Origin of the sequence: Streptomyces sp. DH10 (assembly GCF_029813805.1) — a bacterium.
In the GTDB taxonomy this organism is placed as follows: domain Bacteria; phylum Actinomycetota; class Actinomycetes; order Streptomycetales; family Streptomycetaceae; genus Streptomyces; species Streptomyces coeruleofuscus.
In genome coordinates this window covers 541,213-565,072 of record NZ_JARVKU010000003.1, presented here as the reverse complement: position 1 = coordinate 565,072, position 23,860 = coordinate 541,213, and the positions used below count along the sequence as shown (strand labels likewise).

General features: G+C 71.5%; 24 protein-coding genes. 17 read left to right on the top strand and 7 right to left on the bottom strand.

Annotated elements, in window-relative coordinates; translation table 11 throughout:
- Positions 1–352 precede the first annotated feature (352 nt).
- Positions 353–1,219: a biotin--[acetyl-CoA-carboxylase] ligase gene (locus tag QC385_RS09520; protein ID WP_279540795.1), complete on the bottom strand. Its 867-nt coding sequence runs from the start codon at positions 1,217–1,219 to the stop codon at positions 353–355.
- A gap of 110 nt (positions 1,220–1,329) precedes the next feature.
- On the opposite strand from QC385_RS09520, the gene QC385_RS09515 reads away from it, so the two are divergent.
- The 4 genes from QC385_RS09515 to QC385_RS09500 all read left to right on the top strand — a co-directional run bounded on the left by QC385_RS09515 (position 1,330) and on the right by QC385_RS09500 (position 4,228).
- On the top strand, positions 1,330–2,934 hold the full coding sequence (locus QC385_RS09515; RefSeq protein WP_279540794.1) for an acyl-CoA carboxylase subunit beta: 1,605 nt from the start codon (positions 1,330–1,332) through the stop codon (positions 2,932–2,934).
- 23 nt (positions 2,935–2,957) lie between these two features.
- Positions 2,958–3,167, top strand: a complete 210-nt coding sequence (locus QC385_RS09510; protein ID WP_279540793.1) for an acyl-CoA carboxylase epsilon subunit — start codon at positions 2,958–2,960, stop codon at positions 3,165–3,167.
- Positions 3,168–3,446: 279 nt separating this feature from the next.
- The gene (gene mmpB, locus QC385_RS09505; RefSeq protein WP_010045609.1) at positions 3,447–3,575 is read left to right on the top strand and encodes a morphogenic membrane protein MmpB; all 129 of its coding nucleotides are present in this window, start codon (positions 3,447–3,449) and stop codon (positions 3,573–3,575) included.
- 32 nt (positions 3,576–3,607) lie between these two features.
- Entirely contained in the window at positions 3,608–4,228 is a 621-nt protein-coding gene (locus QC385_RS09500; RefSeq protein ID WP_279540792.1) for a Maf family protein, read from the top strand.
- On the opposite strand, the gene QC385_RS09495 is transcribed toward QC385_RS09500, so the two are convergent.
- Complete coding sequence (locus QC385_RS09495) at positions 4,197–4,673, bottom strand: hypothetical protein (RefSeq protein ID WP_279540791.1); 477 nt, start codon at positions 4,671–4,673, stop codon at positions 4,197–4,199. The two genes, QC385_RS09500 and QC385_RS09495, sit on opposite strands and share 32 nt — an antisense overlap.
- A 344-nt stretch (positions 4,674–5,017) precedes the next feature.
- On the opposite strand from QC385_RS09495, the gene QC385_RS09490 reads away from it, so the two are divergent.
- Positions 5,018–6,793 carry an acetyl/propionyl/methylcrotonyl-CoA carboxylase subunit alpha gene (locus QC385_RS09490; protein WP_279540790.1) on the top strand — a complete coding sequence of 592 codons (1,776 nt, stop codon included), beginning with the start codon at positions 5,018–5,020 and terminating at the stop codon, positions 6,791–6,793.
- 289 nt (positions 6,794–7,082) lie between these two features.
- On the opposite strand, the gene QC385_RS09485 is transcribed toward QC385_RS09490, so the two are convergent.
- Both QC385_RS09485 and QC385_RS09480 read right to left on the bottom strand, forming a co-directional pair.
- Positions 7,083–8,057, bottom strand: a complete 975-nt coding sequence (locus QC385_RS09485; RefSeq protein WP_279540789.1) for a DeoR/GlpR family DNA-binding transcription regulator — start codon at positions 8,055–8,057, stop codon at positions 7,083–7,085.
- Positions 8,058–8,222: 165 nt separating this feature from the next.
- Positions 8,223–9,671: an NAD(P)H-quinone dehydrogenase gene (locus QC385_RS09480; protein ID WP_279540788.1), complete on the bottom strand. Its 1,449-nt coding sequence runs from the start codon at positions 9,669–9,671 to the stop codon at positions 8,223–8,225.
- Positions 9,672–9,767: 96 nt separating this feature from the next.
- On the opposite strand from QC385_RS09480, the gene QC385_RS09475 reads away from it, so the two are divergent.
- The 3 genes from QC385_RS09475 to QC385_RS09465 all read left to right on the top strand — a co-directional run bounded on the left by QC385_RS09475 (position 9,768) and on the right by QC385_RS09465 (position 13,310).
- Positions 9,768–10,205 (top strand): gamma-glutamylcyclotransferase, encoded by a 438-nt coding sequence (locus QC385_RS09475; RefSeq protein ID WP_279540787.1) that lies wholly within the window; start codon positions 9,768–9,770, stop codon positions 10,203–10,205.
- 93 nt (positions 10,206–10,298) lie between these two features.
- Entirely contained in the window at positions 10,299–11,123 is an 825-nt protein-coding gene (locus tag QC385_RS09470) for a purine-nucleoside phosphorylase (protein WP_020274367.1), read from the top strand.
- 531 nt (positions 11,124–11,654) lie between these two features.
- A complete protein-coding gene (locus QC385_RS09465) occupies positions 11,655–13,310 on the top strand; it encodes a phospho-sugar mutase (RefSeq protein WP_279540786.1) in 1,656 nt (551 codons plus the stop codon).
- A 156-nt stretch (positions 13,311–13,466) separates the two neighbouring features.
- Here the strand turns inward: QC385_RS09465 and QC385_RS09460 are convergent, their stop codons facing one another.
- A complete protein-coding gene (locus QC385_RS09460; RefSeq protein ID WP_279540785.1) occupies positions 13,467–14,171 on the bottom strand; it encodes a PH domain-containing protein in 705 nt (234 codons plus the stop codon).
- Between the two features lie 102 nt (positions 14,172–14,273).
- On the opposite strand from QC385_RS09460, the gene deoC reads away from it, so the two are divergent.
- The 3 genes from deoC to QC385_RS09445 are packed head-to-tail and all read left to right on the top strand — an operon-like array spanning position 14,274 to position 17,555.
- On the top strand, positions 14,274–15,236 hold the full coding sequence (deoC, locus tag QC385_RS09455) for a deoxyribose-phosphate aldolase (RefSeq protein WP_279540784.1): 963 nt from the start codon (positions 14,274–14,276) through the stop codon (positions 15,234–15,236).
- Positions 15,237–15,241: 5 nt separating this feature from the next.
- A complete protein-coding gene (locus QC385_RS09450) occupies positions 15,242–16,678 on the top strand; it encodes an aldehyde dehydrogenase family protein (RefSeq protein ID WP_279540783.1) in 1,437 nt (478 codons plus the stop codon).
- The gene (locus QC385_RS09445) at positions 16,671–17,555 is read left to right on the top strand and encodes an aldehyde dehydrogenase family protein (RefSeq protein ID WP_279540782.1); all 885 of its coding nucleotides are present in this window, start codon (positions 16,671–16,673) and stop codon (positions 17,553–17,555) included. The genes QC385_RS09450 and QC385_RS09445 overlap by 8 nt, the downstream gene beginning before the upstream one ends.
- 97 nt (positions 17,556–17,652) lie before the next feature.
- On the opposite strand, the gene QC385_RS09440 is transcribed toward QC385_RS09445, so the two are convergent.
- Positions 17,653–18,042 carry a hypothetical protein gene (locus QC385_RS09440; RefSeq protein WP_279540781.1) on the bottom strand — a complete coding sequence of 130 codons (390 nt, stop codon included), beginning with the start codon at positions 18,040–18,042 and terminating at the stop codon, positions 17,653–17,655.
- Positions 18,043–18,098: 56 nt separating this feature from the next.
- On the opposite strand from QC385_RS09440, the gene QC385_RS09435 reads away from it, so the two are divergent.
- Positions 18,099–18,803, top strand: a complete 705-nt coding sequence (locus QC385_RS09435) for a uridine kinase family protein (protein ID WP_279540780.1) — start codon at positions 18,099–18,101, stop codon at positions 18,801–18,803.
- Between the two features lie 185 nt (positions 18,804–18,988).
- Here QC385_RS09435 and QC385_RS09430 read toward each other — a convergent pair whose 3' ends face one another.
- The gene (locus QC385_RS09430; protein WP_279540779.1) at positions 18,989–19,744 is read right to left on the bottom strand and encodes a SigE family RNA polymerase sigma factor; all 756 of its coding nucleotides are present in this window, start codon (positions 19,742–19,744) and stop codon (positions 18,989–18,991) included.
- A gap of 237 nt (positions 19,745–19,981) precedes the next feature.
- Here QC385_RS09430 and afsQ1 point away from each other — a divergent pair, with 237 nt between their 5' ends.
- The 5 genes from afsQ1 to QC385_RS09405 all read left to right on the top strand — a co-directional run bounded on the left by afsQ1 (position 19,982) and on the right by QC385_RS09405 (position 23,836).
- Positions 19,982–20,659: a two-component system response regulator AfsQ1 gene (gene afsQ1 / locus QC385_RS09425; protein WP_150482700.1), complete on the top strand. Its 678-nt coding sequence runs from the start codon at positions 19,982–19,984 to the stop codon at positions 20,657–20,659.
- Complete coding sequence (locus tag QC385_RS09420) at positions 20,656–22,263, top strand: HAMP domain-containing sensor histidine kinase (protein WP_279540778.1); 1,608 nt, start codon at positions 20,656–20,658, stop codon at positions 22,261–22,263. The genes afsQ1 and QC385_RS09420 overlap by 4 nt, the downstream gene beginning before the upstream one ends.
- On the top strand, positions 22,263–22,880 hold the full coding sequence (locus QC385_RS09415) for a hypothetical protein (RefSeq protein ID WP_279540777.1): 618 nt from the start codon (positions 22,263–22,265) through the stop codon (positions 22,878–22,880). The genes QC385_RS09420 and QC385_RS09415 overlap by 1 nt, the downstream gene beginning before the upstream one ends.
- Before the next feature lie 95 nt (positions 22,881–22,975).
- On the top strand, positions 22,976–23,560 hold the full coding sequence (locus QC385_RS09410) for a VanZ family protein (RefSeq protein ID WP_279540776.1): 585 nt from the start codon (positions 22,976–22,978) through the stop codon (positions 23,558–23,560).
- Positions 23,561–23,623: 63 nt separating this feature from the next.
- A complete protein-coding gene (locus QC385_RS09405) occupies positions 23,624–23,836 on the top strand; it encodes a PspC domain-containing protein (RefSeq protein WP_150482696.1) in 213 nt (70 codons plus the stop codon).
- Positions 23,837–23,860 lie beyond the last annotated feature (24 nt).

Genomic DNA, 23,860 nt, shown 5'->3' with positions numbered 1-23,860 from the left:
TCACTCCGTGAGGTTCAGCCGGGGGGTGAGGTGTGGCTCCCGGCGTGTCCGAGGCACCCGGCGTGAACCCGGCGTGTCCGAGGCACCCGGCGTTGGCCCACCGTCCCCATGGGGCTCCGCCCCCTGGACCCCCGATCGGCCTGAACGGCCTCGTCCTCAATCGCCGGACGGGCTGATGGTGCCGATCGGCGCTGCGAAGGCCGGCGCTGCCGTAATCCGCGGGCATTCGTGCCTCCCCCAGTGCCTTAAGGGCCTGGGAGGTGCCCCCAGGGCGGCACGCGTGGGCGCGGGCGGCACCCCTCAGCGCCGGGCTGCGCAACGCCCTGACCCCAGCGACAACACCGAGCAACCGTCACGCAGGCCTCAGGTGCACGATGTCCCCCGCGCCGACAGGCTCCTGCACCCCCTCCCCCGTAGCCAGCACCAGCCGCCCGTCCCCGTCCACCGCAACCGCTTCCCCCACCACGGCCCGGTCACCCGGCAGCTCCGCCCGCACTTCCCTCCCGAGCGTCGCGCACCCCGCCGCATACGCCTCCTGCAACCCGCAGACACCCGCGTCGCCCCCCGCCGTACGCCACTTCCCGTACCACTCCTCCAGCGACCGCAGCACGCCCCGCAGCAGCGGATCCCGGTCCGTGCTCACGGCCCCGGCCAGCTCCAGCGAGCCCGCCGTGGGCACGGGCAGCTCGGCCTCCTTCAGCGTGACGTTGATGCCGACGCCGATGACGACCCCGCCGTCACCCGCCCGCTCCGCCAGAATCCCCCCGGCCTTGCGCTCCTCGCCCCGCACGGTGACCAGCAGGTCGTTCGGCCACTTCAGCGCCGTGTCGACACCCGCCGCCCGCGACAGCCCCGTCGCCACCGCGACACCCGTGAGCAGCGGCAGCCACCCCCACCGCTCCACGGGCACCTCGCCCGGCGTGAGCAGCACGGAGAAGAACAGACCGGAGCGGGGCGGCGCCGTCCACTGCCGGTCGAGACGCCCGCGCCCGGCCGTCTGCTCCTCGGCGACGAGCACGGCGCCCTCGGCGGCCCTGCCTTCGGCGGCCCGGGCCACCAGGTCGGAGTTCGTGGAGCCGGTGCGCTGCACGACGTCCACCTCGGACCACAGCCCGCCCTCGTGCACCAGGCCGCGGCGCAGGGCGGTGATGTTGAGGGGCGGACGGTCCAGGTCGGACCAACGGCTACCGTTCGGCTCTGATGCATCTCGCGGCGTCATGCAAGCCACCCTAGGTGTGGTAAACGCCGCACTGCCGATGCGGAGGCACCCCACTAGTCTACGGATGAGTAACCGTCCCCCCTTTTGAGCAGGCAGGGAGCCACATCCCGATGTCCGAGCCGGAAGAGTTGCAGCAGCCCGACATTCACACGACCGCGGGCAAGCTCGCGGATCTCCAGCGCCGCATCGAAGAAGCGACGCACGCCGGCTCCGCACGCGCCGTCGAGAAGCAGCACGCCAAGGGCAAGCTGACGGCCCGTGAGCGGATCGATCTCCTGCTCGACGAGGGCTCCTTCGTCGAACTCGACGAGTTCGCCCGGCACCGTTCCACCAATTTCGGCCTCGACAAGAACCGGCCGTACGGGGACGGGGTCGTCACCGGATACGGCACCGTCGACGGCCGTCCCGTCGCCGTCTTCTCCCAGGACTTCACCGTCTTCGGCGGGGCCCTCGGCGAGGTCTACGGGCAGAAGATCGTCAAGGTCATGGACTTCGCCCTGAAGACCGGCTGCCCGGTCATCGGCATCAACGACTCCGGCGGCGCCCGGATCCAGGAGGGTGTCGCCTCCCTCGGCGCCTACGGCGAGATCTTCCGCCGCAACACCCACGCATCGGGTGTCATCCCGCAGGTCAGCCTGGTCGTCGGCCCGTGTGCGGGCGGGGCCGTGTACTCCCCCGCCATCACCGACTTCACGGTCATGGTCGACCAGACCTCGCACATGTTCATCACCGGGCCCGACGTCATCAAGACCGTCACCGGCGAGGACGTCGGCTTCGAGGAGCTGGGCGGAGCCAGGACCCACAACTCGACGTCCGGAGTCGCCCACCACATGGCGGGCGACGAGAAGGACGCCATCGAGTACATCAAGCAGCTGCTTTCGTACCTGCCGTCCAACAACCTCTCCGAGCCGCCGGCCTACCCCGAGGAGGCCGACCTCGAGGTCACCGACGAGGACCGCGAGCTGGACGTGATCGTCCCGGACAGCGCGAACCAGCCGTACGACATGCACGCGGTGATCGAGCACGTCCTGGACGACGCCGAGTTCTTCGAGACGCAGCCGCTGTACGCGCCGAACATCGTCACCGGCTTCGGACGGGTCGAGGGGCGGCCGGTCGGCATCGTCGCCAACCAGCCGATGCAGTTCGCCGGGTGCCTGGACATCAAGGCCAGCGAGAAGGCGGCCCGTTTCGTGCGGACCTGCGACGCCTTCAACGTCCCGGTGATCACCTTCGTCGACGTCCCCGGCTTCCTGCCCGGCGTCGACCAGGAGCACGACGGCATCATCCGGCGCGGCGCCAAGCTGATCTACGCCTACGCCGAGGCGACCGTCCCGCTCATCACCGTCATCACCCGCAAGGCCTTCGGCGGCGCCTACGACGTCATGGGCTCCAAGCACCTGGGCGCCGACCTCAACCTCGCCTGGCCCACCGCCCAGATCGCCGTCATGGGCGCCCAGGGCGCGGTCAACATCCTGCACCGCCGCACGATCGCCGAGGCCGAGACGGGCGGGGAGGACCTGGACGCGGTCCGCGCCCGGCTGATCCAGGAGTACGAGGACGCCCTCCTCAACCCCTACGTCGCGGCCGAGCGCGGCTACATCGACGCGGTGATCATGCCGTCCGACACCCGCCGGCACGTCGTGCGGGGTCTGCGTCAACTGCGGACGAAGCGGGAATCCCTGCCCCCGAAGAAGCACGGCAACATCCCCCTCTAGACCGGCGAGCCCAGGAGGCCCACATGACGATCAAGGTCGTACGGGGCAACCCGACCCCCGAGGAGCTGGCCGCCGCCCTGGCGGTGGTCAGGGCCCGCGCCGCGGCGGCAGCCGCAACGCCGCCCGGCGCGCCGACCACCCGCGACTCCTGGTCCGACCCGTCCCGCATCGCGGCCCACCGCCTGCCCCAGCCGGGGCCGGCGGCATGGGGCCGCACGTACTGGCCGGGCTGACCCCAGGGCGTGTCCGCAAAGTCCCGTCGTCCGCCCGGAGGGCGGGCCCTGCGGCGTCCGGTGCGTGCTCTGGGGGTCCCCCCGGCCGGAGGCTGGGGGAGTGCCGGGCGGACGCCCGCGTACTGGTTGTACGTGGGTGTCCGCCCGGTGCGGCGAGAGGGCGTGCCGGGCGTCGCGGGGCAGGCGGGACTTTGCGGACACGCCCTAGGGGTGGGGGCCGGACAAGTTGAGTACTCGTACTCAGGCGCCGCCCCCGTCCCCCGTCCGACCATGGAAGGCATGCTGTGGTCCGACCCCGAGAACGAACCGCCGAAAGAGCTGCGGGACACGCAGGACATGCTTCGGCGGCTGGGCGTTCTCATGGCGTTGGCCATGGTGCTGGCGATGATCGTGATCGGCGTGAGGTGAGTCGCGACAGGTGACGCCGATACGCTGAACGCATGACAGATCAGCCACGCCGCCGACTCGTCCTCGCCTCCCAGTCCCCCGCCCGGCTCGGGCTGCTCCGCCAGGCCGGTCTCGCCCCCGAGGTGATCGTGAGCGGCGTCGACGAGGAGGCCGTCACCGCTCCCACCCCCGCCGAGCTGGCGCTCGCCCTGGCCGAGGCGAAGGCCTCCGTCGTGGCGGCCCGGCCGGAGGCCAAGGGTGCGATCGTGATCGGCTGCGACTCCGTGCTCGACCTGGACGGCCAGGCCCTCGGCAAGCCCGAGGACGCCGAGGAGGCCACCGCCCGCTGGAAGGCGATGCGCTCACGCGCCGGAACCCTCCAGACCGGCCACTGCGTGTACGACACGCTCTCCGGCCGCTACGCCTCCGCCACCGCGTCCACCGTCGTCCACTTCGGCGATCCCACGGACGAGGAGATCGCCGCCTACGTCGCCTCCGGCGAACCCCTCTACGTCGCCGGGGCGTTCACACTGGACGGCCGCTCGGCCCCGTTCATCGACGGCATCGACGGCGACCACGGCAACGTGATCGGCATCAGCCTGCCCCTCGTACGACGACTGCTCGCCGAACTGGGCGTCGGTATCACGGAGTTGTGGGCGCCGACGGAGAAGTGACCGGGGTCCCGCCGCCGCCCGTCCCGTCCTGGGGCGCGGCGTCGGCGGGCTCGGCCGCACGGTCGTAGGTCATCAGCAGCAGCACGATCAGGCCGAGCACCAGCATCATGAACAGGAACGCGGGCGGGCCGACGAGGCCCCAGGTGAACGCGCCGAGCAGCCCGTGCACGACCGCCGCGCTGATCAGCAGCACCCGCCCTAACCCCGCCGCGGGCCGGTCCCGCAGCGCCACCAGCAGGGCGACCAGGCCGCACAGCGCGAAGTAGAGGCCGAAGACGATCCCGCCGATCTTCGACGACACGGACATCATGTGCGGGTCGAGTCCGGCCAGGGACATGTCCTGCCGGTCGACGGCCAGGCCGAGGATCCAGTTCAGCGCGGCGATGCCGAGCGCCTCTGCGAACAGCACCACCGCCACGACCCACGCCACCGGCCTGCGCACCACCGGGCCCCACCCACTTACCCCTAGTACGTTCGAGACATCGCGAGGCTACTAACCGGTAAACCCTGGGACAAGGGTTGAGCGGGGGGCAAAGAATCATTGGGCCATTCGTAGGGACTCCACAAAGAAACCGAGTGGCCCGCAGCACGTGATGACAGAGACCTTGGCCACAGGGGAGGGCTAGGGTTTGCCGGAGGAGTACTGCGTACCGCGGTGCGACAAGGGATTTCGCGGGTCGAGCGAGCCTCGCATCACGCTCCGTGTGGGCAAGCTCACCACTGGGGACGGGTCGAAGTGTCGTGTCGGCAGTCCCTAAACTCGGCTTGTTTCAAGGAGGGAGCCTCATCGTGCGCAAGGTGCTCATCGCCAACCGTGGCGAAATCGCTGTCCGCGTGGCCCGGGCCTGCCGGGATGCCGGCATCAAGAGCGTGGCCGTCTACGCCGACCCCGACCGGGACGCTCTGCATGTGCGCGCCGCGGATGAGGCGTTCGCCCTGGGCGGTGACACGCCGGGCACCAGCTACCTCGACATCGAGAAGGTGCTGAACGCCGCGCGCGAGTCGGGCGCGGACGCGATCCACCCCGGCTACGGCTTCCTCTCCGAGAACGCCGACTTCGCGCAGGCGGTCCTGGACGCGGGCCTGATCTGGATCGGCCCGCCCCCGCAGGCGATCCGCGACCTGGGCGACAAGGTCGCCGCCCGGCACATCGCGCAGCGCGCCGGCGCGCCGCTGGTGGCGGGCACGCCCGACCCGGTGTCCGGTGCCGAGGAGGTCGTCGCCTTCGCCGAGGAGCACGGTCTGCCGATCGCCATCAAGGCGGCGTTCGGTGGCGGTGGCCGCGGCCTGAAGGTCGCGCGCACGCTGGAAGAGGTCCCGGAGCTGTACGACTCGGCGGTCCGCGAGGCCGTCGCGGCCTTCGGCCGGGGCGAGTGCTTCGTCGAGCGCTACCTCGACAAGCCCCGCCACGTGGAGACCCAGTGCCTGGCCGACCAGCACGGCAACGTGGTCGTGGTCTCCACGCGTGACTGCTCCCTCCAGCGCCGGCACCAGAAGCTGGTCGAGGAGGCGCCCGCGCCCTTCCTGTCCGACGAGCAGATCGCCGAGCTGTACGCGTCCTCCAAGGCGATCCTGAAGGAGGCCGGCTACGTCGGCGCCGGCACGGTCGAGTTCCTCGTCGGCAACGACGGCACGATCTCCTTCCTGGAGGTCAACACCCGCCTCCAGGTGGAGCACCCGGTCACCGAGGAGGTCGCCGGCATCGACCTCGTCCGCGAGATGTTCCGCATCGCCGACGGCGAGGAGCTCGGCTACGACGACCCGGCGCTGCGGGGGCACTCCTTCGAGTTCCGCATCAACGGCGAGGACCCGGGCCGCAACTTCCTCCCGGCTCCCGGCACGGTCACGACGTTCGCCCCGCCGTCCGGCCCGGGCGTGCGCCTGGACGCGGGTGTGGAATCCGGCTCGGTCATCGGCCCGGCGTGGGACTCCCTGCTGGCCAAGCTGATCGTCACCGGCCGCACGCGCAAGGAGGCACTGGAGCGGGCCGCCCGTGCCCTGGAGGAGTTCCAGGTCGAGGGCATGGCGACGGCGATCCCGTTCCACCGTGCGGTGGTGCGGGACCAGGCGTTCGCTCCCGAGGTGCACGGTCAGGACGGGCCGTTCACGGTCCACACCCGCTGGATCGAGACGGAGTTCGTCAACGAGATCAAGCCCTTCGCGGCCGCTGCGGACGCCTTGGACGCGGACGAGGAGGCGGGTCGCGAGACGGTGGTCGTCGAGGTCGGCGGCAAGCGCCTGGAGGTCTCCCTCCCGGCGTCCCTGGGCATGTCCCTGGCCCGCACGGGCCTCGCGGCCGGGGCCAAGCCCAAGCGCCGCGCGGCGAAGAAGTCGGGCCCCGTCGCCTCCGGCGACACCCTCGCCTCCCCGATGCAGGGCACCATCGTCAAGGTCGCGGTGGAGGAGGGCCAGGAGGTCAAGGAGGGCGATCTGGTCGTCGTCCTCGAGGCCATGAAGATGGAGCAGCCCCTCAACGCCCACAGGTCCGGCACGATCAAGGGCATCAGCGCGGAGATCGGCGCGTCGGTCACGTCCGGCGCGGCGATCTGCGAGATCAAGGACTGAGCCCACCGGGCAACGGCCTGCGGCGCGGCCCCGGCTTGGGGTCGCGCCGCTTGGCTGCCGTCGGCCGCCGCTGCGGGCATCGTGCCTCCCCCAGTGCCTTAAGGGCCTGGGAGGTGCCCCCGGGGCGGCACGGGCGGGCGCAGCGGCACCCCGCAACGCCGGGCTGCGGACCCACCCGGCCTCGGCAGCCGCTGGCGGCACCCTTCCAGGCCGGGCCGGACCCACACCGCTCCGGCGACAACGCCGAGCACCTGGCCGCCATCAGCAGCGACTCAGCCGACCCGCCGGGTCAACGCCGCCGCAGATCCGCGACCCTCGCCCGCTCCGCCCCAGGACTCTGCTCCCCGAGCATCGAGGCCGACCGCAGCCCACTCCCCGCCCCCGGCACCTGCCTCCGAGGCCCGGGCAACGGCACGTCCCGACGCTGCTGACGCGCCGGGGCAGCGTCACCCCCGGGGCCTCCCGCCCCCGCCGAACCCCCCGGCGCCCCCGCGACGGCGATCTGCACTCCCTGATCGGCGAGCGCCTGGAGCTCCGTCGCCGCACGGTCGTCGTGACCTGGCGGTTCGTCCGTCACGAGGCGGGTGATGAGATCCGTCGGCACGGTCTGGAACATCGTGTCCGTCCCGAGCTTGGTGTGGTCGGCGAGGACCACGACCTCCGCGGCCGCCTGCACCAGCGCCCGGTCGACGGACGCCGACAGCATGTTGGACGTGGACAGCCCCCGCTCCGCGGTCAGACCGCTCCCGGACAGGAACGCCCGCGACACCCGCAGCCCGTGCAGGGACTGCTCGGCACCACTGCCGACCAGGGCGTAGTTCGAGCCGCGGAGCGTTCCGCCGGTCATCACGACCTCGACCCGGTTGGCATGGGCCAACGCCTGTGCGACGAGCAGTGAGTTGGTGACGACGGTCAGCCCGGGCACCCGGGCGAGCCGGCGGGCCAGCTCCTGGGTCGTCGTACCCGCCCCGACCACGATCGCCTCGCCCTCCTCCACGAAGCTCGCGGCGAGGTCGGCGATGGCGGTCTTCTCGGCGGTCGCGAGATGAGACTTCTGCGGAAAGCCGGACTCCCGCGTGAAACCGCCCGGCAGTACCGCACCGCCGTGCCGGCGGTCGAGGAGTCCTTCTGCCTCCAGCGCGCGCACGTCCCGCCGTACGGTCACTTCGGAGGTCTGGACGACGCGGGCGAGCTCACGGAGCGACACGGCCCCGTTCGCTCGCACCATTTCGAGGATCAATTGGCGACGTTCTGCAGCGAACACGAAACTGACAGTAACGCCAGCGACCGTCTGCTTTCAGCAGTTTGCGCTGAATAGCAGAAGATGTTCGCACGGAGCAGCGGGAAGTGATATAGGGCCTAGTCCCGCCGCCTATGCCGCACGCATGGTCGAACACTCCCCGTGACCAGCGGGGAGGCGGATCCGGCCTCAGCCCTCGCCGGTCTCCTTACGGGTGTGCAACTGCCGTGCCACCTCGGCGATCGAGCCCGACAGAGAGGGATAGACGGTGAAGGCGTTCGCAATCTGTTCGACGGTCAGATTGTTGTCGACCGCGATCGAGATGGGGTGGATCAGTTCCGAGGCACGCGGCGCCACGACCACACCGCCGACCACGATCCCGGTCCCCGGCCGGCAGAAGATCTTGACGAAGCCGTCGCGGATGCCCTGCATCTTCGCGCGCGGGTTGCGCAGCAGCGGCAGCTTGACGACCCGGGCGTCGATCTTCCCGCCGTCGACATCGGCCTGGCTGTAGCCGACGGTGGCGATCTCCGGGTCGGTGAAGACGTTCGACGAGACGGTCTTCAGGTTCAGCGGGGCCACGGCATCGCCCAGGAAGTGGTACATGGCGATACGTCCCTGCATGGCGGCCACGGAGGCGAGGGCGAACACGCCCGTCACGTCACCGGCCGCGTACACGCCCGGAGCGGTCGTACGCGACACCTTGTCGGTCCAGATGTGACCGGACTCGCGCAGCCTGACACCGGCTTCCTCCAGCCCCATGCCCGAACTGTTCGGAACGGCACCGACGGCCATGAGGCAGTGCGACCCGGTGATGACCCGCCCGTCGGAGAGGGTCACCTCGACCCGGTCCCCGACCCGCTTGGCGGACTGCGCCCGGGTACGCCCCATGACGTTCATGCCGCGCCGCCGGAAGACCTCCTCCAGCACGGCGGCCGCGTCCGGGTCCTCACCGGGCAGCACCCGGTCCCGCGACGACACGAGCGTCACCTTCGACCCCAGCGCCTGATAGGCACCGGCGAACTCGGCACCGGTCACACCCGACCCGACCACGATCAGCTCCTCGGGGAGCTCGTCGAGGTCGTAGACCTGGGTCCAGTTCAGGATCCGCTCGCCGTCGGGCTGGGCGTCGGGCAGCTCGCGGGGATGCCCGCCGGTGGCGATGAGCACGGCATCCGCCGTAAGGGTCTCCTCACTCCCGTCGGCGGCGCGCACCACGACCTTGCGCGACCCGTCGAGGGCCTGCATGCCCTCCAGCCGCCCGCGCCCGCGCAGGACACGCGCCCCGGCACGCGTCACGGAGGCCGTGATGTCGTGCGACTGGGCGAGTGCGAGCCGCTTCACACGCCGGTTGACCTTCCCCAGGTCGACCCCGACCACCCGGGCACTCTGCTCCAGATGCGGGGTGTCGTCCGCGACGATGATCCCCAGCTCCTCGTACGAGGAGTCGAAGGTGGTCATCACCTCGGCCGTGGCGATGAGGGTCTTGGACGGCACGCAGTCGGTGAGCACCGACGCCCCGCCCAGACCGTCGCAATCGACGACGGTCACCTCCGCACCGAGTTGGGCGGCCACCAGCGCCGCTTCGTATCCGCCGGGTCCGCCACCGATGATCACGATCCGAGTCACGTACTCCATTGTCCCGCACGCCTCCACGGGACACCGCCCCGGGGGACCGCCCGATGCGGCTCCGTTACGCGAGTGACTCCGGTGCACCTGCCGTACCCTCTCCCCATGTCGCTCTACGCCGCGTACGCCGGCAACCTCGACGCGCGGCTGATGTCCCGCCGCGCCCCGCACTCGCCGCTGCGCGCCACCGGCTGGCTGAACGGGTGGCGGCTGACCTTCGGCGGCGAGCACATGGGCTGGGAGGGCGCCCTGCCGACGATCGTCGAGGACCCCCTCTCCCAGGTCTTCGTCGCGCTGTACGAGATCGCCCCCATGGACGAGGAGTCACTCGACCGATGGGAGGGCGTGGGGCTCGACATCTACCGCCGCACACGCGTACGGGTGCACACCCTGGAGGGTGACGAGCAGGCGTGGGCCTTCACCCTCAACGCCTACGAGGGCGGCCTGCCCTCCGCCCGCAACCTGGGCGAGATCGCCGACGCGGCCGAATCGGCCGGCGCCCCGCACGACTACGTGATGGAACTCCGCAAGCGCCCCTGCTGAGCCCCGTCTGGTCGGAAACGACAGGACAACGATCGCCACCCCGTGAGCTCTGCCATCTACGCGCGTAGGCAATCACCGGCTACCCTCGTCGGCGTGAACGCATCTCTTCTTCCGGACGACATCCAGGGCGACCCCCACGCCGCCGCCGACGCCGCCGCGGCCCGCCTGCGCGAACTCACGGGCGCCGAGACCCACGACGTCGCCCTCGTGATGGGCTCCGGCTGGGCCCCGGCCGTGGACGCCCTCGGCGCACCCGAGGCAGAGCTCCAGGTCACCGAGCTGCCCGGCTTCCCGCCGCCGGCGGTCGAGGGCCACGGCGGCAAGATCCGCTCTTACCGAATCGGCAACAAGCGCGCCCTGGTCTTCCTCGGCCGCACGCACTACTACGAGGGCCGCGGCGTGGCCGCCGTCGCCCACGGCGTCCGCACCGCCGTGTCCGCGGGCTGCAAGACGATCGTCCTCACCAACGGCTGCGGCGGCCTGCGCGAGGGCATGCGCCCCGGCCAGCCGGTCCTGATCAGCGACCACATCAACCTCACGGCGACGTCCCCGATCATCGGCGCCAACTTCGTCGACCTCACCGACCTCTACTCCCCGCGCCTGCGGGCCCTGTGCAAGGAGGTCGACCCCACCCTGGAGGAGGGCGTCTACGCCCAGTTCCCCGGCCCGCACTACGAGACTCCGGCCGAGATCCGCATGGCCCGGGTCATCGGAGCGGACCTGGTGGGCATGTCGACGGTCCTGGAGGCGATCGCCGCGCGTGAGGCGGGCGCGGAGGTTCTGGGCATTTCCCTGGTGACCAACCTGGCCGCGGGTATGACCGGGGAGCCCCTCAACCACGAAGAGGTCCTCCAGGCCGGCCGCGACTCCGCGACGAGGATGGGCTCACTGCTGGCACAGGTCCTGGGGCGCCTGTAAACGACCCGGCGCCGCTGCCGAGGCCGGGCGGGTCCGGTGCCGCTTCCTTGGGACGGGTGCCACCCTGGGGGCACCTCCCAGGCCCTTGAGGCACCAAGGGAGGCACGACTGCCCGCAGCTAAGGCGGCCTGCGGCAGCTCAGCCGAGACGCGCCCGCACCCGCGCACGGTGAGAAGGGGACGTGTCGGGGGGTGTCCGCCCGCAGCGGTTGGCGCGTCAACGGACGGTTAGTCGGTTCGCAGGCCCATCGCGCCGTTCCGAGGACGGACACCCCCCGGCGCGGCCCCGACCCACAACCGGCGAGCAGGCGCTACGCGCACCCCCACCGAGGCCGCACAGGCCGCCGCAGGCACCCGGCACAACCGCCGGAGGCAACCCGCACCCCACCGAAGCCGCACAGGCCGCCGCAGGCACCCGGCACAACCGCCGGAGGCAACCCGCACCCCCACCGAAGCCGCACAGGCCGCCGCAGGCACCCGGCACAACCGCCGGAGGCAACCCGCACGACAACCGGAGAGGCTGACACAGACCGTGCACGACGAACTCATCGCACAGGCCCAGGCGTGGCTCACCGAGGACCCCGACCCGGAAACCCGCACCGAGCTCGCCCGCCTCATCGACGCGAAGGACCACACCGAACTCGCCGCCCGCTTCAGCGGCACCCTCCAGTTCGGCACGGCCGGCCTGCGAGGCGAACTCGGCGCCGGCCCCATGCGCATGAACAGCTCGGTCGTCATCCGCGCGGCCGCCGGCCTCGCCGCGTACCTCAAGAAGCAGGGCCACCACGACGGCCTCGTCGTCATCGGCTTCGACGCCCGCCACAAGTCCCACGACTTCGCCCGCGACACCGCCGCCGTCATGACCGGCGCCGGCCTCCGCGCCGCCGTCCTCCCCCGCCCCCTCCCCACCCCCGTCCTCGCCTTCGCGATAAGGCACCTCGGCGCGGTCGCCGGCGTAGAGGTCACCGCCAGCCACAACCCGCCCCGCGACAACGGCTACAAGGTGTACCTCGGTGACGGCTCCCAGATCGTCCCCCCGGCGGACATCGACATCGCCGCGGAGATCGCCGCCGTCCCGTCCCTCACCACCGTCCGCCGCCCCACCGAAGGCTGGGACACCCTCGACGACAGCGTCCTCGACGCCTACCTCGCCCGCACGGACGCCGTCCTGGCCAAGGACTCCCCCCGCACCGCCCGCACGGTGTACACGGCGATGCACGGCGTTGGCAAGGACGTCCTCCTCGCCGCCTTCGCCCGCGCCGGCTTCCCGGAACCGGCCCTCGTCACGGAGCAGGCCGACCCCGACCCGGACTTCCCGACCGTCGCGTTCCCCAACCCGGAGGAACCCGGCGCGATGGACCTGGCGTTCGCGAAGGCCCGCGCCACGACACCCGCCCCCGACCTGATCATCGCCAACGACCCGGACGCGGACCGCTGCGCCGTCGCCGTACGGGACGGCCAGGACGCCCAGGACGGCGCCGACTGGCGCATGCTCCGCGGCGACGAGGTCGGCGCCCTGCTCGCCGCCCACCTGGTCCGCCGCGGAGCGACAGGCACCTTCGCGGAGTCGATCGTCTCGTCCTCCCTCCTCGGCCGTATCGCCGAGAAGGCCGGCCTCCCCCACGTCGAGACCCTCACCGGCTTCAAGTGGATCGCCCGCGCCGAGGGCCTGCGCTACGGCTACGAGGAGGCCCTCGGCTACTGCGTCGACCCGGACGGCGTACGCGACAAGGACGGCATCACGGCAGCGCTCCTGATCACCGAACTCGCGTCGCAGCTCAAGGAGGAGGGCCGCACGCTCCTGGACCTCCTCGACGACCTGGCGGTGGAACACGGCCTGCACGCCACCGACCAGCTCTCGGTCCGCGTCGAGGATCTCTCCGTCATCGCGGCCGCGATGCGCCGCCTGCGCGAACAGCCCCCGACCGAGCTCGCCGGCCTGCCGATCACCCGCACCGACGACCTCACCCAGGGCACGGACACCCTCCCGCCCACCGACGGTCTTCGGTACACCCTCGACGGCGCCCGGGTGATCGTCCGCCCGAGCGGCACGGAGCCGAAGCTGAAGTGCTACCTGGAGGTCGTGGTCCCGGTCGCGACCCACGCCGAACTCCCTGAGGCCCGCGCCCAGGCGACGGACCTACTGGAGTCGATCAAGCGCGACCTGTCGACGGCGGCAGGCATCTGAAAACGCCGGACTAGCCGGCCCGGCAACGCATCCACCCCGGCCCGGCAACGCCGGCACCCCGGGCCCGGGGCCGCCCTCCACGAAACTGAGAGCCGCCCCGGGCCCGAGGCCCGCCGGAAGCCGCCGATCGGGCGGCCGAACCGACGGCGTTCCCCGTCAGCCCACCACCAGCAGAATCAGCACCAGCAGCGCCCCCGCGACCGCCGGCCCCACCACCTCGTAGGCCCACCGCACGGTCACCTCGCCCTGCGCCGTCTCCACCCGGTGCCGCGCCTCGTGCAGCCCCCGCAGCTCATCCATGATCCGGTCGGTCTCCGCCCGCACGGGCCCGTCGGACACGGGCCCCGCGCCGAGGCCGCCGCCCAGCCCCGCTCGCATCCCCAGCCCCATGCCGCGGCCCTCGTCCCGCCCCGTTTCCCGCCGCGCCTGCGCAGTCGCCCGCATCTCACGCCGCGCGGCCTTCTTGCGGGCGCGCAGCGAGACGGGCACGGCCCACAGCTGGTATTTCGCGCCGGACTCGGTGAGGACCTCGTTCGAGTAGGCGGACTTCAGCGAGGCGATCCGCCCCCACGGCAGCACGATGACGCGGAACGGGTTGCGGATGCGCAGCCGGTCCTCGCCCGCGTACACAGCGGGCCGCAGCGTGAAGGCGACGACCAGCGGCACGATCAGGATCAGTACGGCGAGCGCCATCCACGGCGTACGCCCGCCGCCCGAGGCCACCGCGTCGATGCCGAGCCACCCGGCGATGGCGAGCAGCAGCACGCCACCGGCGATGGCGGGAACCGACCGGTACACCCGGTCCTTGGACTCGGGCTCCGGAGGCTGCGGCGCTGGTGACTGGGGTTCGGGGCTCGTCATGCCTCGATTCTGCCGGACCGTATTCCGGCCGCCCCAACTGCACCTGAGCAAACCCGGGGGCTGTACAGCCGCTACGCGCGTAGATATGCTCGTCTGGTGACCATGCCCAGTTCTGCACTCACCGCAGCTCACCCCCTCAAGGACGTCACCGCGTCCGACAGCGCGCTGCGCCGCTTCCTCCACGGGCTCCCCGGTGTCGACGCGGTCGGCCTGGAGGGGCGTGCGGCCTCCCTCGGCACGCGTTCGATCAAGACGACCGCGAAGGCGTACGCCATCGACCTCGCCATCTCGATGGTCGACCTGACGACGCTGGAAGGCGCGGACACCCCGGGCAAGGTCCGGGCGCTCGGCGCGAAGGCGGCCCAGCCCGACCCGACCGACCGTACGACGCCCACCACGGCCGCGGTCTGCGTCTACCCCGACATGGTGGCCGTGGCCAAGGAGGCCGTCGCCGGATCCGGCGTGAAGGTCGCCTCCGTCGCCACGGCGTTCCCGGCCGGCCGCGCCCCGCTCGCCGTCAAGCTGGCCGACGTGCGCGAGGCCGTCGCCGCGGGCGCCGACGAGATCGACATGGTCATCGACCGCGGGGCGTTCCTCTCGGGCCGATACTTGAAGGTGTACGACGAGATCATCGCCGTGAAGGAGGCCTGCGGCACCTCCGCGCGCCTGAAGGTCATCTTCGAGACCGGCGAGCTGTCGACGTACGACAACATCCGCCGTGCGAGCTGGCTCGGGATGCTGGCGGGCGCGGACTTCATCAAGACGTCCACCGGAAAGGTCGCCGTCAACGCGACCCCGGCGAACACGCTCCTCATGCTGGAGGCGGTACGTGACTTCCGCGCACAGACCGGCATCCAGGTCGGCGTGAAGCCGGCCGGCGGTATCCGCACCTCCAAGGACGCCATCAAGTTCCTCGTGCTGGTCAACGAGACCGCCGGCGAGGACTGGCTGGACAACCACTGGTTCCGCTTCGGCGCCTCCTCGCTGCTGAACGACCTGCTGATGCAGCGCCAGAAGCTGGCCACCGGCCGCTACTCCGGCCCCGACTACGTGACGGTGGACTGATCACCATGGCATCGGTATTCGAATACGCCCCGGCGCCCGAGTCGCGCTCGATCGTCGACATCGCGCCCTCCTACGGCCTGTTCATCGACGGCGAGTTCGTCGAGGCGGCCGACGGCAAGGTCTTCAAGACGGTCTCGCCGAGCACCGAGGAGGTCCTCTCCGAGGTCGCCCAGGCCGGCGAGGCGGACGTCGACCGCGCGGTGCAGGCCGCCCGCAAGGCCTTCGAGAAGTGGTCGGCGCTGCCCGGCTCGGAGCGCGCCAAGTACCTGTTCCGCATCGCGCGGATCGTCCAGGAACGCTCCCGCGAGCTCGCCGTCCTCGAGACCCTCGACAACGGAAAGCCGATCAAGGAGACCCGCGACGCGGACCTGCCCCTGGTCGCCGCGCACTTCTTCTACTACGCGGGCTGGGCCGACAAGCTCGACCACGCCGGCTTCGGCGCGAACCCGCGGCCGCTGGGCGTGGCGGGCCAGGTCATCCCCTGGAACTTCCCGCTGCTCATGCTGGCATGGAAGATCGCCCCGGCGCTCGCGACCGGCAACACGGTCGTCCTGAAGCCGGCCGAGACCACCCCGCTCTCGGCGCTGTTCTTCGCGGACATCTGCCGCCAGGCGGGCCTGCCGAAGGGCGTCGTCAACATCCTCCCCGGCTACGGCGGCGCGGGGGCGGCGCTGGTGGCCCACCCGGACGTGAACAAGGTCGCCTTCACCGGCTCCACAGCCGTCGGCAAGGAGATCGCCCGCACGATCGCCGGCACCCGCAAGAAGGTCACGCTCGAACTGGGCGGCAAGGGCGCCAACATCGTCTTCGACGACGCGCCCATCGACCAGGCCGTCGAGGGCATCGTGAACGGCATCTTCTTCAACCAGGGCCAGGTCTGCTGCGCGGGCAGCCGCCTGCTGGTCCAGGAGTCGATCCAGGACGAGCTGCTGGAGTCCCTGAAGCGCCGGCTGTCGACGCTCCGCCTCGGGGACCCGCTCGACAAGAACACGGACATCGGCGCGATCAACTCCGAGGAACAGCTCACGCGCATCACCTCCCTCGTCGAGCAGGGCGAGGCGGAGGGCGCCGAGCGCTGGTCGCCGGCCTGCGAACTTCCGGAGAGCGGCTACTGGTTCGCCCCGACGCTCTTCACGAACGTCACCCAGGCGCACACCGTCGCCCGGGACGAGATCTTCGGCCCGGTGCTGTCGGTGCTGACCTTCCGCACTCCGGACGAGGCGGTCGCCAAGGCCAACAACACGCCGTACGGCCTGTCGGCCGGCATCTGGACGGAGAAGGGCTCCCGCATCCTGGCGGTCGCGAACAAGCTCCGCGCGGGCGTCGTCTGGTCCAACACGTTCAACAAGTTCGACCCGACCTCGCCGTTCGGCGGTTACAAGGAGTCGGGCTTCGGTCGCGAGGGCGGCCGCCACGGCCTGGAGGCGTACCTCGATGTCTGATCGGCTCACCGTTCTGAAGACCTACAAGCTGTACGTCGGCGGGAAGTTCCCGCGTTCCGAGAGCGGCCGGGTGTACGAAGTGACCGACTCGAAGGGCAAGTGGCTGGCGAACGCACCCCTGTCCTCCCGCAAGGACGCCCGTGACGCGGTCGTGGCAGCCCGCAAGGCGTTCGGCGGCTGGTCCGGCGCGACGGCGTACAACCGCGGCCAGGTCCTCTACCGCGTCGCCGAGATGCTGGAGGGCCGCCGCGACCAGTTCACGCGTGAGGTGGCCGACGCCGAGGGGCTGTCGAAGTCCAAGGCGGCTGCGGTCGTGGACGCGACGATCGACCGCTGGGTCTGGTACGCGGGCTGGACCGACAAGATCGCCCAGGTGGTCGGCGGCGGCAACCCGGTCGCGGGCCCGTTCTTCAACCTGTCCTCCCCCGAGCCGACGGGCGTGGTCGCGGTCCTGGCGCCCCAGGAGTCGTCCTTCCTGGGCCTGGTGTCGGTGCTCGCCCCGGTGATCGCGACCGGCAACACGGCGGTCGTGGTGGCGAGCGAGAAGTCCCCGCTCCCCGCGCTGTCCCTCGCCGAGGTCCTGGCGACCTCGGACGTCCCCGGCGGCGTTGTCAACGTCCTCTCGGGCCGCACGGCGGAGATCGCCACCCCGCTCGCCTCCCACCAGGACGTCAACGCGATCGACCTCGCGGGCGCCGACGAGGTCCTCGCGAAGGAACTGGAGATCGCCGCGGCCGACAACCTCAAGCGCGTTCTCCGTCCACAGCCTGTGGATTACGTGGAGACCCCCGGCATCGACCGCATGACGGCGTTCCTGGAGACCAAAACGGTCTGGCACCCCACGGGGTCACTGGGCGCGTCGGGTTCCTCCTACTAGGGCATGTCCTAGGCGCCCCTCACAGCGGAAGCCCCGGCCCTCCTCCGTCCGGGAGGGCCGGGGCTTCTCTCGTGCGCGCCTGTCGCCGTACACGGGCCTACCGCGAGACCATCCCCGCCGCCTGCCCCGCCACCGGGATGCTCTCGACCGACGGGGCCTGCGCCACCGGACCCGTCAGCTCCCGGGACTGCACCGGCTCGAAGTCCGCGACCTCGGTGCCGACGCCGTTGTCGAGCGGGTCGACTCCCGTGCCGGCGAGGGGATTGGGCTTGAGGCCCGTGACCGGGCCGGTGACGGAGCCGGTGGCGGCCTTGAGGGCGGACGGGGGGTGGGTCCTGCCGAGGGAGGTGTGGACCACGTCCAGGGCCGAGCCGGTGCCCGCCGCGGCGGCCGTCGCCGCCCCCGCTCCCAGCGCCATTCCCGCGGTCGCGAGGACGGTCAGGGCACACTGGGCGGTCGGCTTCTTGGGTGAGTCGTGTCGGGCCATCGCCGCCACCTTCTGATGCACTGGGTAATCGATTCGACACAAAGGGTAGTTGAGGTGTGACGCGCGCATCAAAGCCGACCCGCAGGGTCGTACGGCCCACGGTGTATGCCTCACACTGGTGTCCCGTGAGTTCCCCTCTCCCCATACCGACGCGAGTCGTGCTGCTCTGCGGCCCATCCGGCTCCGGCAAGTCCCTCCTCGCGGCCCGCTCCGGCCTCCCGGTGCTGCGGCTCGACGACTTCTACAAGGAGGGCGACGACCCGACGCTGCCGCTCGTGGCGGGGAGTTCGGACATCGACTGGGACCATCCGGAGTCGTGGGACGCCGACACGGCCGTCGCCGCGATCACCCGGCTGTGCCGCACGGGCCGTACGGACGTCCCCGTCTACGACATCGCGCGGAGCGCCCGCACCGGCACGGAGACGGTGGACGTCGGGCGTACGCCGCTGTTCATCGCGGAGGGCATCTTCGCCGCGGAGATCGTCACGCGCTGCCAGGAGCTCGGCGTCCTCGCCGACGCGCTGTGCCTGAGCCGCGGCCCGGTGAAGACGTTCCGCCGCCGCTTCCTTCGGGATCTGAGGGAGGGCCGCAAGTCGGTGCCGTTCCTGCTGCGCCGCGGGTGGCGTCTGATGCGGGAGGAGCGCTCGATCGTCGCCCGCCAGACCGCGCTGGGCGCGTACGCCTGCGACCGCGAGGAGGCTATGGGGCGGCTGGCGGCCGCGGCGGCGGGCCGGTCCGCGAGCCTCGGTACAGCGGCCTGAGGGACGAACGGACGAGCAGAGGAACAAAAGAAAGCGGGACCGGATGGACCCCCCGGTCCTCCAGTCCCGCCCCTGTGCTCCCCCGTTGTCCTCCCCCGTGTTCCCCCCACTCTCCTGAGGAGACGCCCCCCAGCGCCTCCGCAGTTCCCCCGTGGGCCCCCCTTTTTGGTGCTTCCCCCCCAGCCTCAGGCGACGAGCTCGCCGAAGGCGTCTTCCTCGTCACGGCCGAAGCTGAGGACCTCGTCCTCGCGCAGCCGGCGGAGCGACCGCCAGATGCTGGACTTCACCGTGCCGACACTGATGTCGAGGATCTCCGCGATCTCCGGGTCCGTGCGGCCCTCGTAGTAGCGCAGGACCAGCATGGTGCGCTGGAGCTCGGGCAGCCGGGCCAGCGCCTGCCACAGGACCGCGCGCAGCTCGGTGCCGCGCATCGCGTCCGTGTCGCCGGGCGTCTCCGGGAGTTCCTCGGTCGGGTACTCGTTGAGCTTGCGGCGCCGCCAGGCGCTGATGTGCAGGTTGGTCATGGTGCGGCGGAGGTATCCGCCGACCGCGGCCTTGTCGCTGATCCGGTCCCACGCCCTGTACGTCGAGAACAGCGCGCTCTGGAGCAGGTCCTCGGCCTCGAAGCGGTCGCCGGTCAGGTGGTAGGCGGTGGCGTACAGGGAGGCGCGGCGCTCCTGGACGTAGGCGGTGAACTCCGCCTCCGACAGCGAGCGGCGCTCCCCCGAGTCCTCCCTGTACGCGGCTCCCCCGTGAGCCGCCCCCGACCCCTTGTTCTCCCCCGTGTGTGCGTCAACCACCGTCATGAAGGCGGTGTGCTGACGCCCGGTGCCGCGAGCGCACCCCCGCCCGCTCACGGCACCGGACTTCTCGGAACCCCGGCCCACGTCGTGCAGACGCGTGATCACTGCGCTGGTGCTGGTGCCGTGCAGCGTGTTCATCTCGCGCCCCCCGTCGTGGACTTCCGGTGTGCGGCCCGCCGGTCGGGCGGGCTTTCCTGCTTGTGCCGAGAACTTTGCCGCGGCACTTTCATGGCCGTGTCCGCCGACTGTCACAGAGCTGTCACAGGGCTCGGCCATATGGCGGATACACCTCGTACACCGGCGTCAGCGCTGTGCGCGGATCTCATCTCGGCCCACAGGTCGAACCCCGGCCCCTCCATAGGCCAGAATGTGCCCGTGCCTTCCCTGTTGCTGATCGAGGACGACGACGCCATCCGGACGGCCCTGGAGCTCTCTCTGACGCGCCAGGGCCACCGGGTGGCGACCGCTGCCAGTGGTGAGGACGGTCTGAAGCTGCTGCGCGAGCAGCGGCCGGATCTGATCGTGCTGGATGTGATGCTGCCCGGCATCGACGGGTTCGAGGTGTGCCGGCGCATCCGGCGCACGGACCAGTTGCCGATCATCCTGCTGACCGCGCGCAACGACGACATCGACGTGGTCGTCGGGCTGGAGTCCGGCGCCGACGACTACGTCGTCAAACCGGTGCAGGGGCGGGTGCTGGACGCCCGGATCCGGGCCGTGCTGCGGCGCGGCGAGCGGGAGTCGAACGACGCGGCGAGCTTCGGCAGCCTCGTCATCGACCGCTCGGCGATGACCGTGACCAAGAACGGCGAGGACCTCCAGCTCACGCCGACCGAGCTGCGGCTGCTGCTGGAGCTGAGCCGGCGGCCGGGACAGGCGCTCTCCCGTCAGCAGCTGCTGCGGCTGGTGTGGGAACACGACTACCTGGGCGACTCGCGGCTGGTGGACGCCTGTGTCCAGCGGCTGCGCGCCAAGGTCGAGGACGTGCCCTCGTCCCCGACGCTGATCCGTACCGTGCGTGGTGTCGGCTACCGGCTGGATCCGCCTCAGTGACACAGCGGCACCACCAAGGGGGGGACCGCGGCTGGACCGCGGCGCGCAAGGGAGTTCTGTCGCGGCTGCGCTTCACCAGCCTGCGGCTGAGGCTGGTCGTCGTCTTCGGCCTGGTGGCGCTGACGGCCGCCGTGTCCGCGTCCGGCATCGCGTACTGGCTCAACCGCGAGGCCGTGCTCACCCGCACCCAGGACGCCGTGCTGCGCGACTTCGAGCAGGAGATGCAGAACCGGGCGGGCGCGCTGCCCGAGCGTCCGACGCAGGACGAGCTCCAGCACACCGCGGGCCAGATGGCGGGCAGCGACCAGCGCTTCAGCGTGCTGCTGGTCGCGAGCAACGCCGACGGCAGGACCGTCTACGGCAGCTCCGGCGGGCTGAGCGGCTTCTCGCTGCGGGACGTGCCGGTCTCGCTGCGCACGGCGGTGAACAAGACGCAGAAGGCCGACGGTGCCGACAAGCACCCGCACCACCTGTACTGGCAGCGGGTCGTCGACCACGACACGCCGTACCTCGTGGCCGGGACGCGGGTGATCGGCGGCGGTCCGACCGGGTACATGCTGAAGTCGCTGGAGCCGGAGGCGAAGGACCTCAACTCGCTGGCCTGGTCGCTGGGTATCGCCACGGGGCTGGCACTGGTCGGCTCGGCGCTGCTCGCGCAGGCCGCCGCGACGACCGTGCTGAAGCCCGTGCAGCGGCTCGGGACGGCCGCGCGGCGACTCGGGGAGGGCAAGCTGGACACCCGGCTCCGGGTGTCCGGGACCGACGAACTCGCCGATCTGTCACGGACGTTCAACAAGGCGGCCGAGGCACTGGAGAAACGGGTCGCCGACATGGCCGCGCGCGACGAGGCGTCCCGGCGGTTCGTCGCCGACATGAGCCATGAGCTGCGCACGCCGCTCACCGCCATCACCGCCGTGACGGAGGTGCTGGAGGAGGAGCTGGAGGCGGAGACCGGGAGCATGGACCCGATGATCGAGCCCGCCGTGCGGCTGGTGGTCAGCGAGACGCGGCGGCTGAACGACCTGGTCGAGAACCTGATGGAGGTCACCCGCTTCGACGCGGGCACGGCCCGGCTCGTCCTGGACGACGTCGACATCGCCGACCAGATCACCGCGTGCATCGACGCCCGCGCCTGGCTGGACGCGGTCGAGCTGGACGCCGAGCGCGGCATCCACGCCCGGCTGGATCCGCGCCGTCTGGACGTCATCCTGGCCAACCTCATCGGCAACGCGCTCAAGCACGGCGGCTCCCCGGTGCGGGTGTCCGTCCGGGTGGAGGACGACTCGCTCCTGATCGAGGTGCAGGACCACGGGCCCGGCATCCCCGAGGACGTCCTGCCGCACGTCTTCGACCGTTTCTACAAGGCCAGCGCCTCCCGGCCGCGCTCCGAGGGCAGCGGCCTGGGCCTGTCCATCGCCCTGGAGAACGCCCACATCCACGGCGGCGAGATCACCGCGGCCAACTCGCCCGACTCGGGCGCGATGTTCACCCTGCGGCTCCCGCAGCACACGTACGCGCCGGGGGAACAGCCCGCCGAGGGCGAGCCGAAGCACGGGGACGACACCGGCCAGGACCGGGGCGAGGACTCGAAGGGGGACGCCTGATGACCACACGTGTCGTGTCCAGGGCGCGGATCGGTGCCGTGTCGGTGCTCGCCCTGCTGCTCGCCGGCTGCGGGATCCGGGCCACGGAGGTGCCGACGAACTTCGGGCCCGCGCCCTCGCGGGTGCGGTGTTCGCTCGCCGAGCCGGACGTGTCGACGCAGGCCGCCCGGGGGCTGCCGGTGCAGGTGTTCCTGCTGTGCGGGTCGTCGCTGGTGACCGTAGACCGGACCGTACGGGTCCCGGACGGCGCGGCCGACTCCGAGCGGCGCATGCTGGTCGCGCAGGGCCTGCTCGACCAGCTCGCGGCGCCGCCGTCGCCCGCCGAGAAGGAGGCCGGCTACAGCACGGACGTACGCGACGGCATCAAGGTGAGCGGGCCGCGGCCCGGCGACCCGGAGGACACGCTGCGGCTGAGCATGACGCCGGACAGCCTCACCTCGTACGCCCTCGCCCAGATCGTCTGCACCTTCTCCGACTCGGCGGCCGCCGAGGGGGACGGCTCCGTGGTCCTGGGCGGCCCCGGCGCCGAGTCCCCGCGCCGCTGGGAGTGCACCGACGAGGTCCGGGCCCGCCCGGGCAGCAAGGAACCGCCGTCCAAGGACGTGCCCCGGGAGTGAGCGGGCCGGCTTGCGCCGGGCTGTGGCGCATGCCTCACAGGCGTATCGGGGGGCATCCCGGAACCGATCCCGCCGGAGGCGGCGTCTAGGGGGGCGTGCAGCGTCAAGGCTCCATCGGCGGCAGCGCCGAGTTCCGCATCCGTGTGACAGGAGGTGTCCTCCTCGTCGCACACCTCGCGTTCGTCGCCTGGTTCACGCTGCGGCCGCTGGACGTGCCCTGGGTGATGCCCGCCAATCTGCGGCCGTTCGACGGGATCCGCGCCGATCTCGCCCTGGGCTGGCCCGAGGCGACCCGGCGGATCTGCGAGGGACTGGCCCTGCTCGCCCCGCTGGGCGTGCTGCTGCCGATGGTGAGCGGCAGACTGGTCGTCTCGCCGCTGGCGTCCCTGCTGCGCACCGTCACGGCCGGCGCCCTGCTGTCGCTGGGCATCGAACTGCTCCAGACCGGCGTTCCGGGTCAGGTCGTCGACGTCGACTCGCTCTTCCTGAACACCGCGGGCGTGGCCCTCGCGCATCTCGTGCTCGTCCCGGCCGGCCGCTCCTGGCTGCGCCGCCGCACCACCGTCGGCCTGTCCCTCGCGCCCCTCCCCGCGGAGGAGCCGGCTCAGGGTCGGACCCCGACGATTCCCAGGGTCGGGATCGCCCCGTGGAGCGACGCTTTGCCCCCTTCGTCTCCGTAGCGTGGAGTGCAGATGGGGTACTCGGAGAAGAGGCCTCACGCCCCGACCCTGAAGGAGACGCACATGTCCCGCCTCGCCCGCCCCACCCACGGCCGCATGATCGGCGGAGTGTGCGCCGCACTGGCACGGCGCTTCGGCACCTCCACGACGACGATGCGGGTCATCTTCCTGGTCTCGTGCCTGCTGCCCGGCCCGCAGTTCCTGCTGTACATCGCGCTGTGGATCCTGCTGCCCTCGGAGAACAAGGTGCAGAGCAAGGCACAGGCAGCCTGGTAACGACCGTCCGCGAGAACGACGATG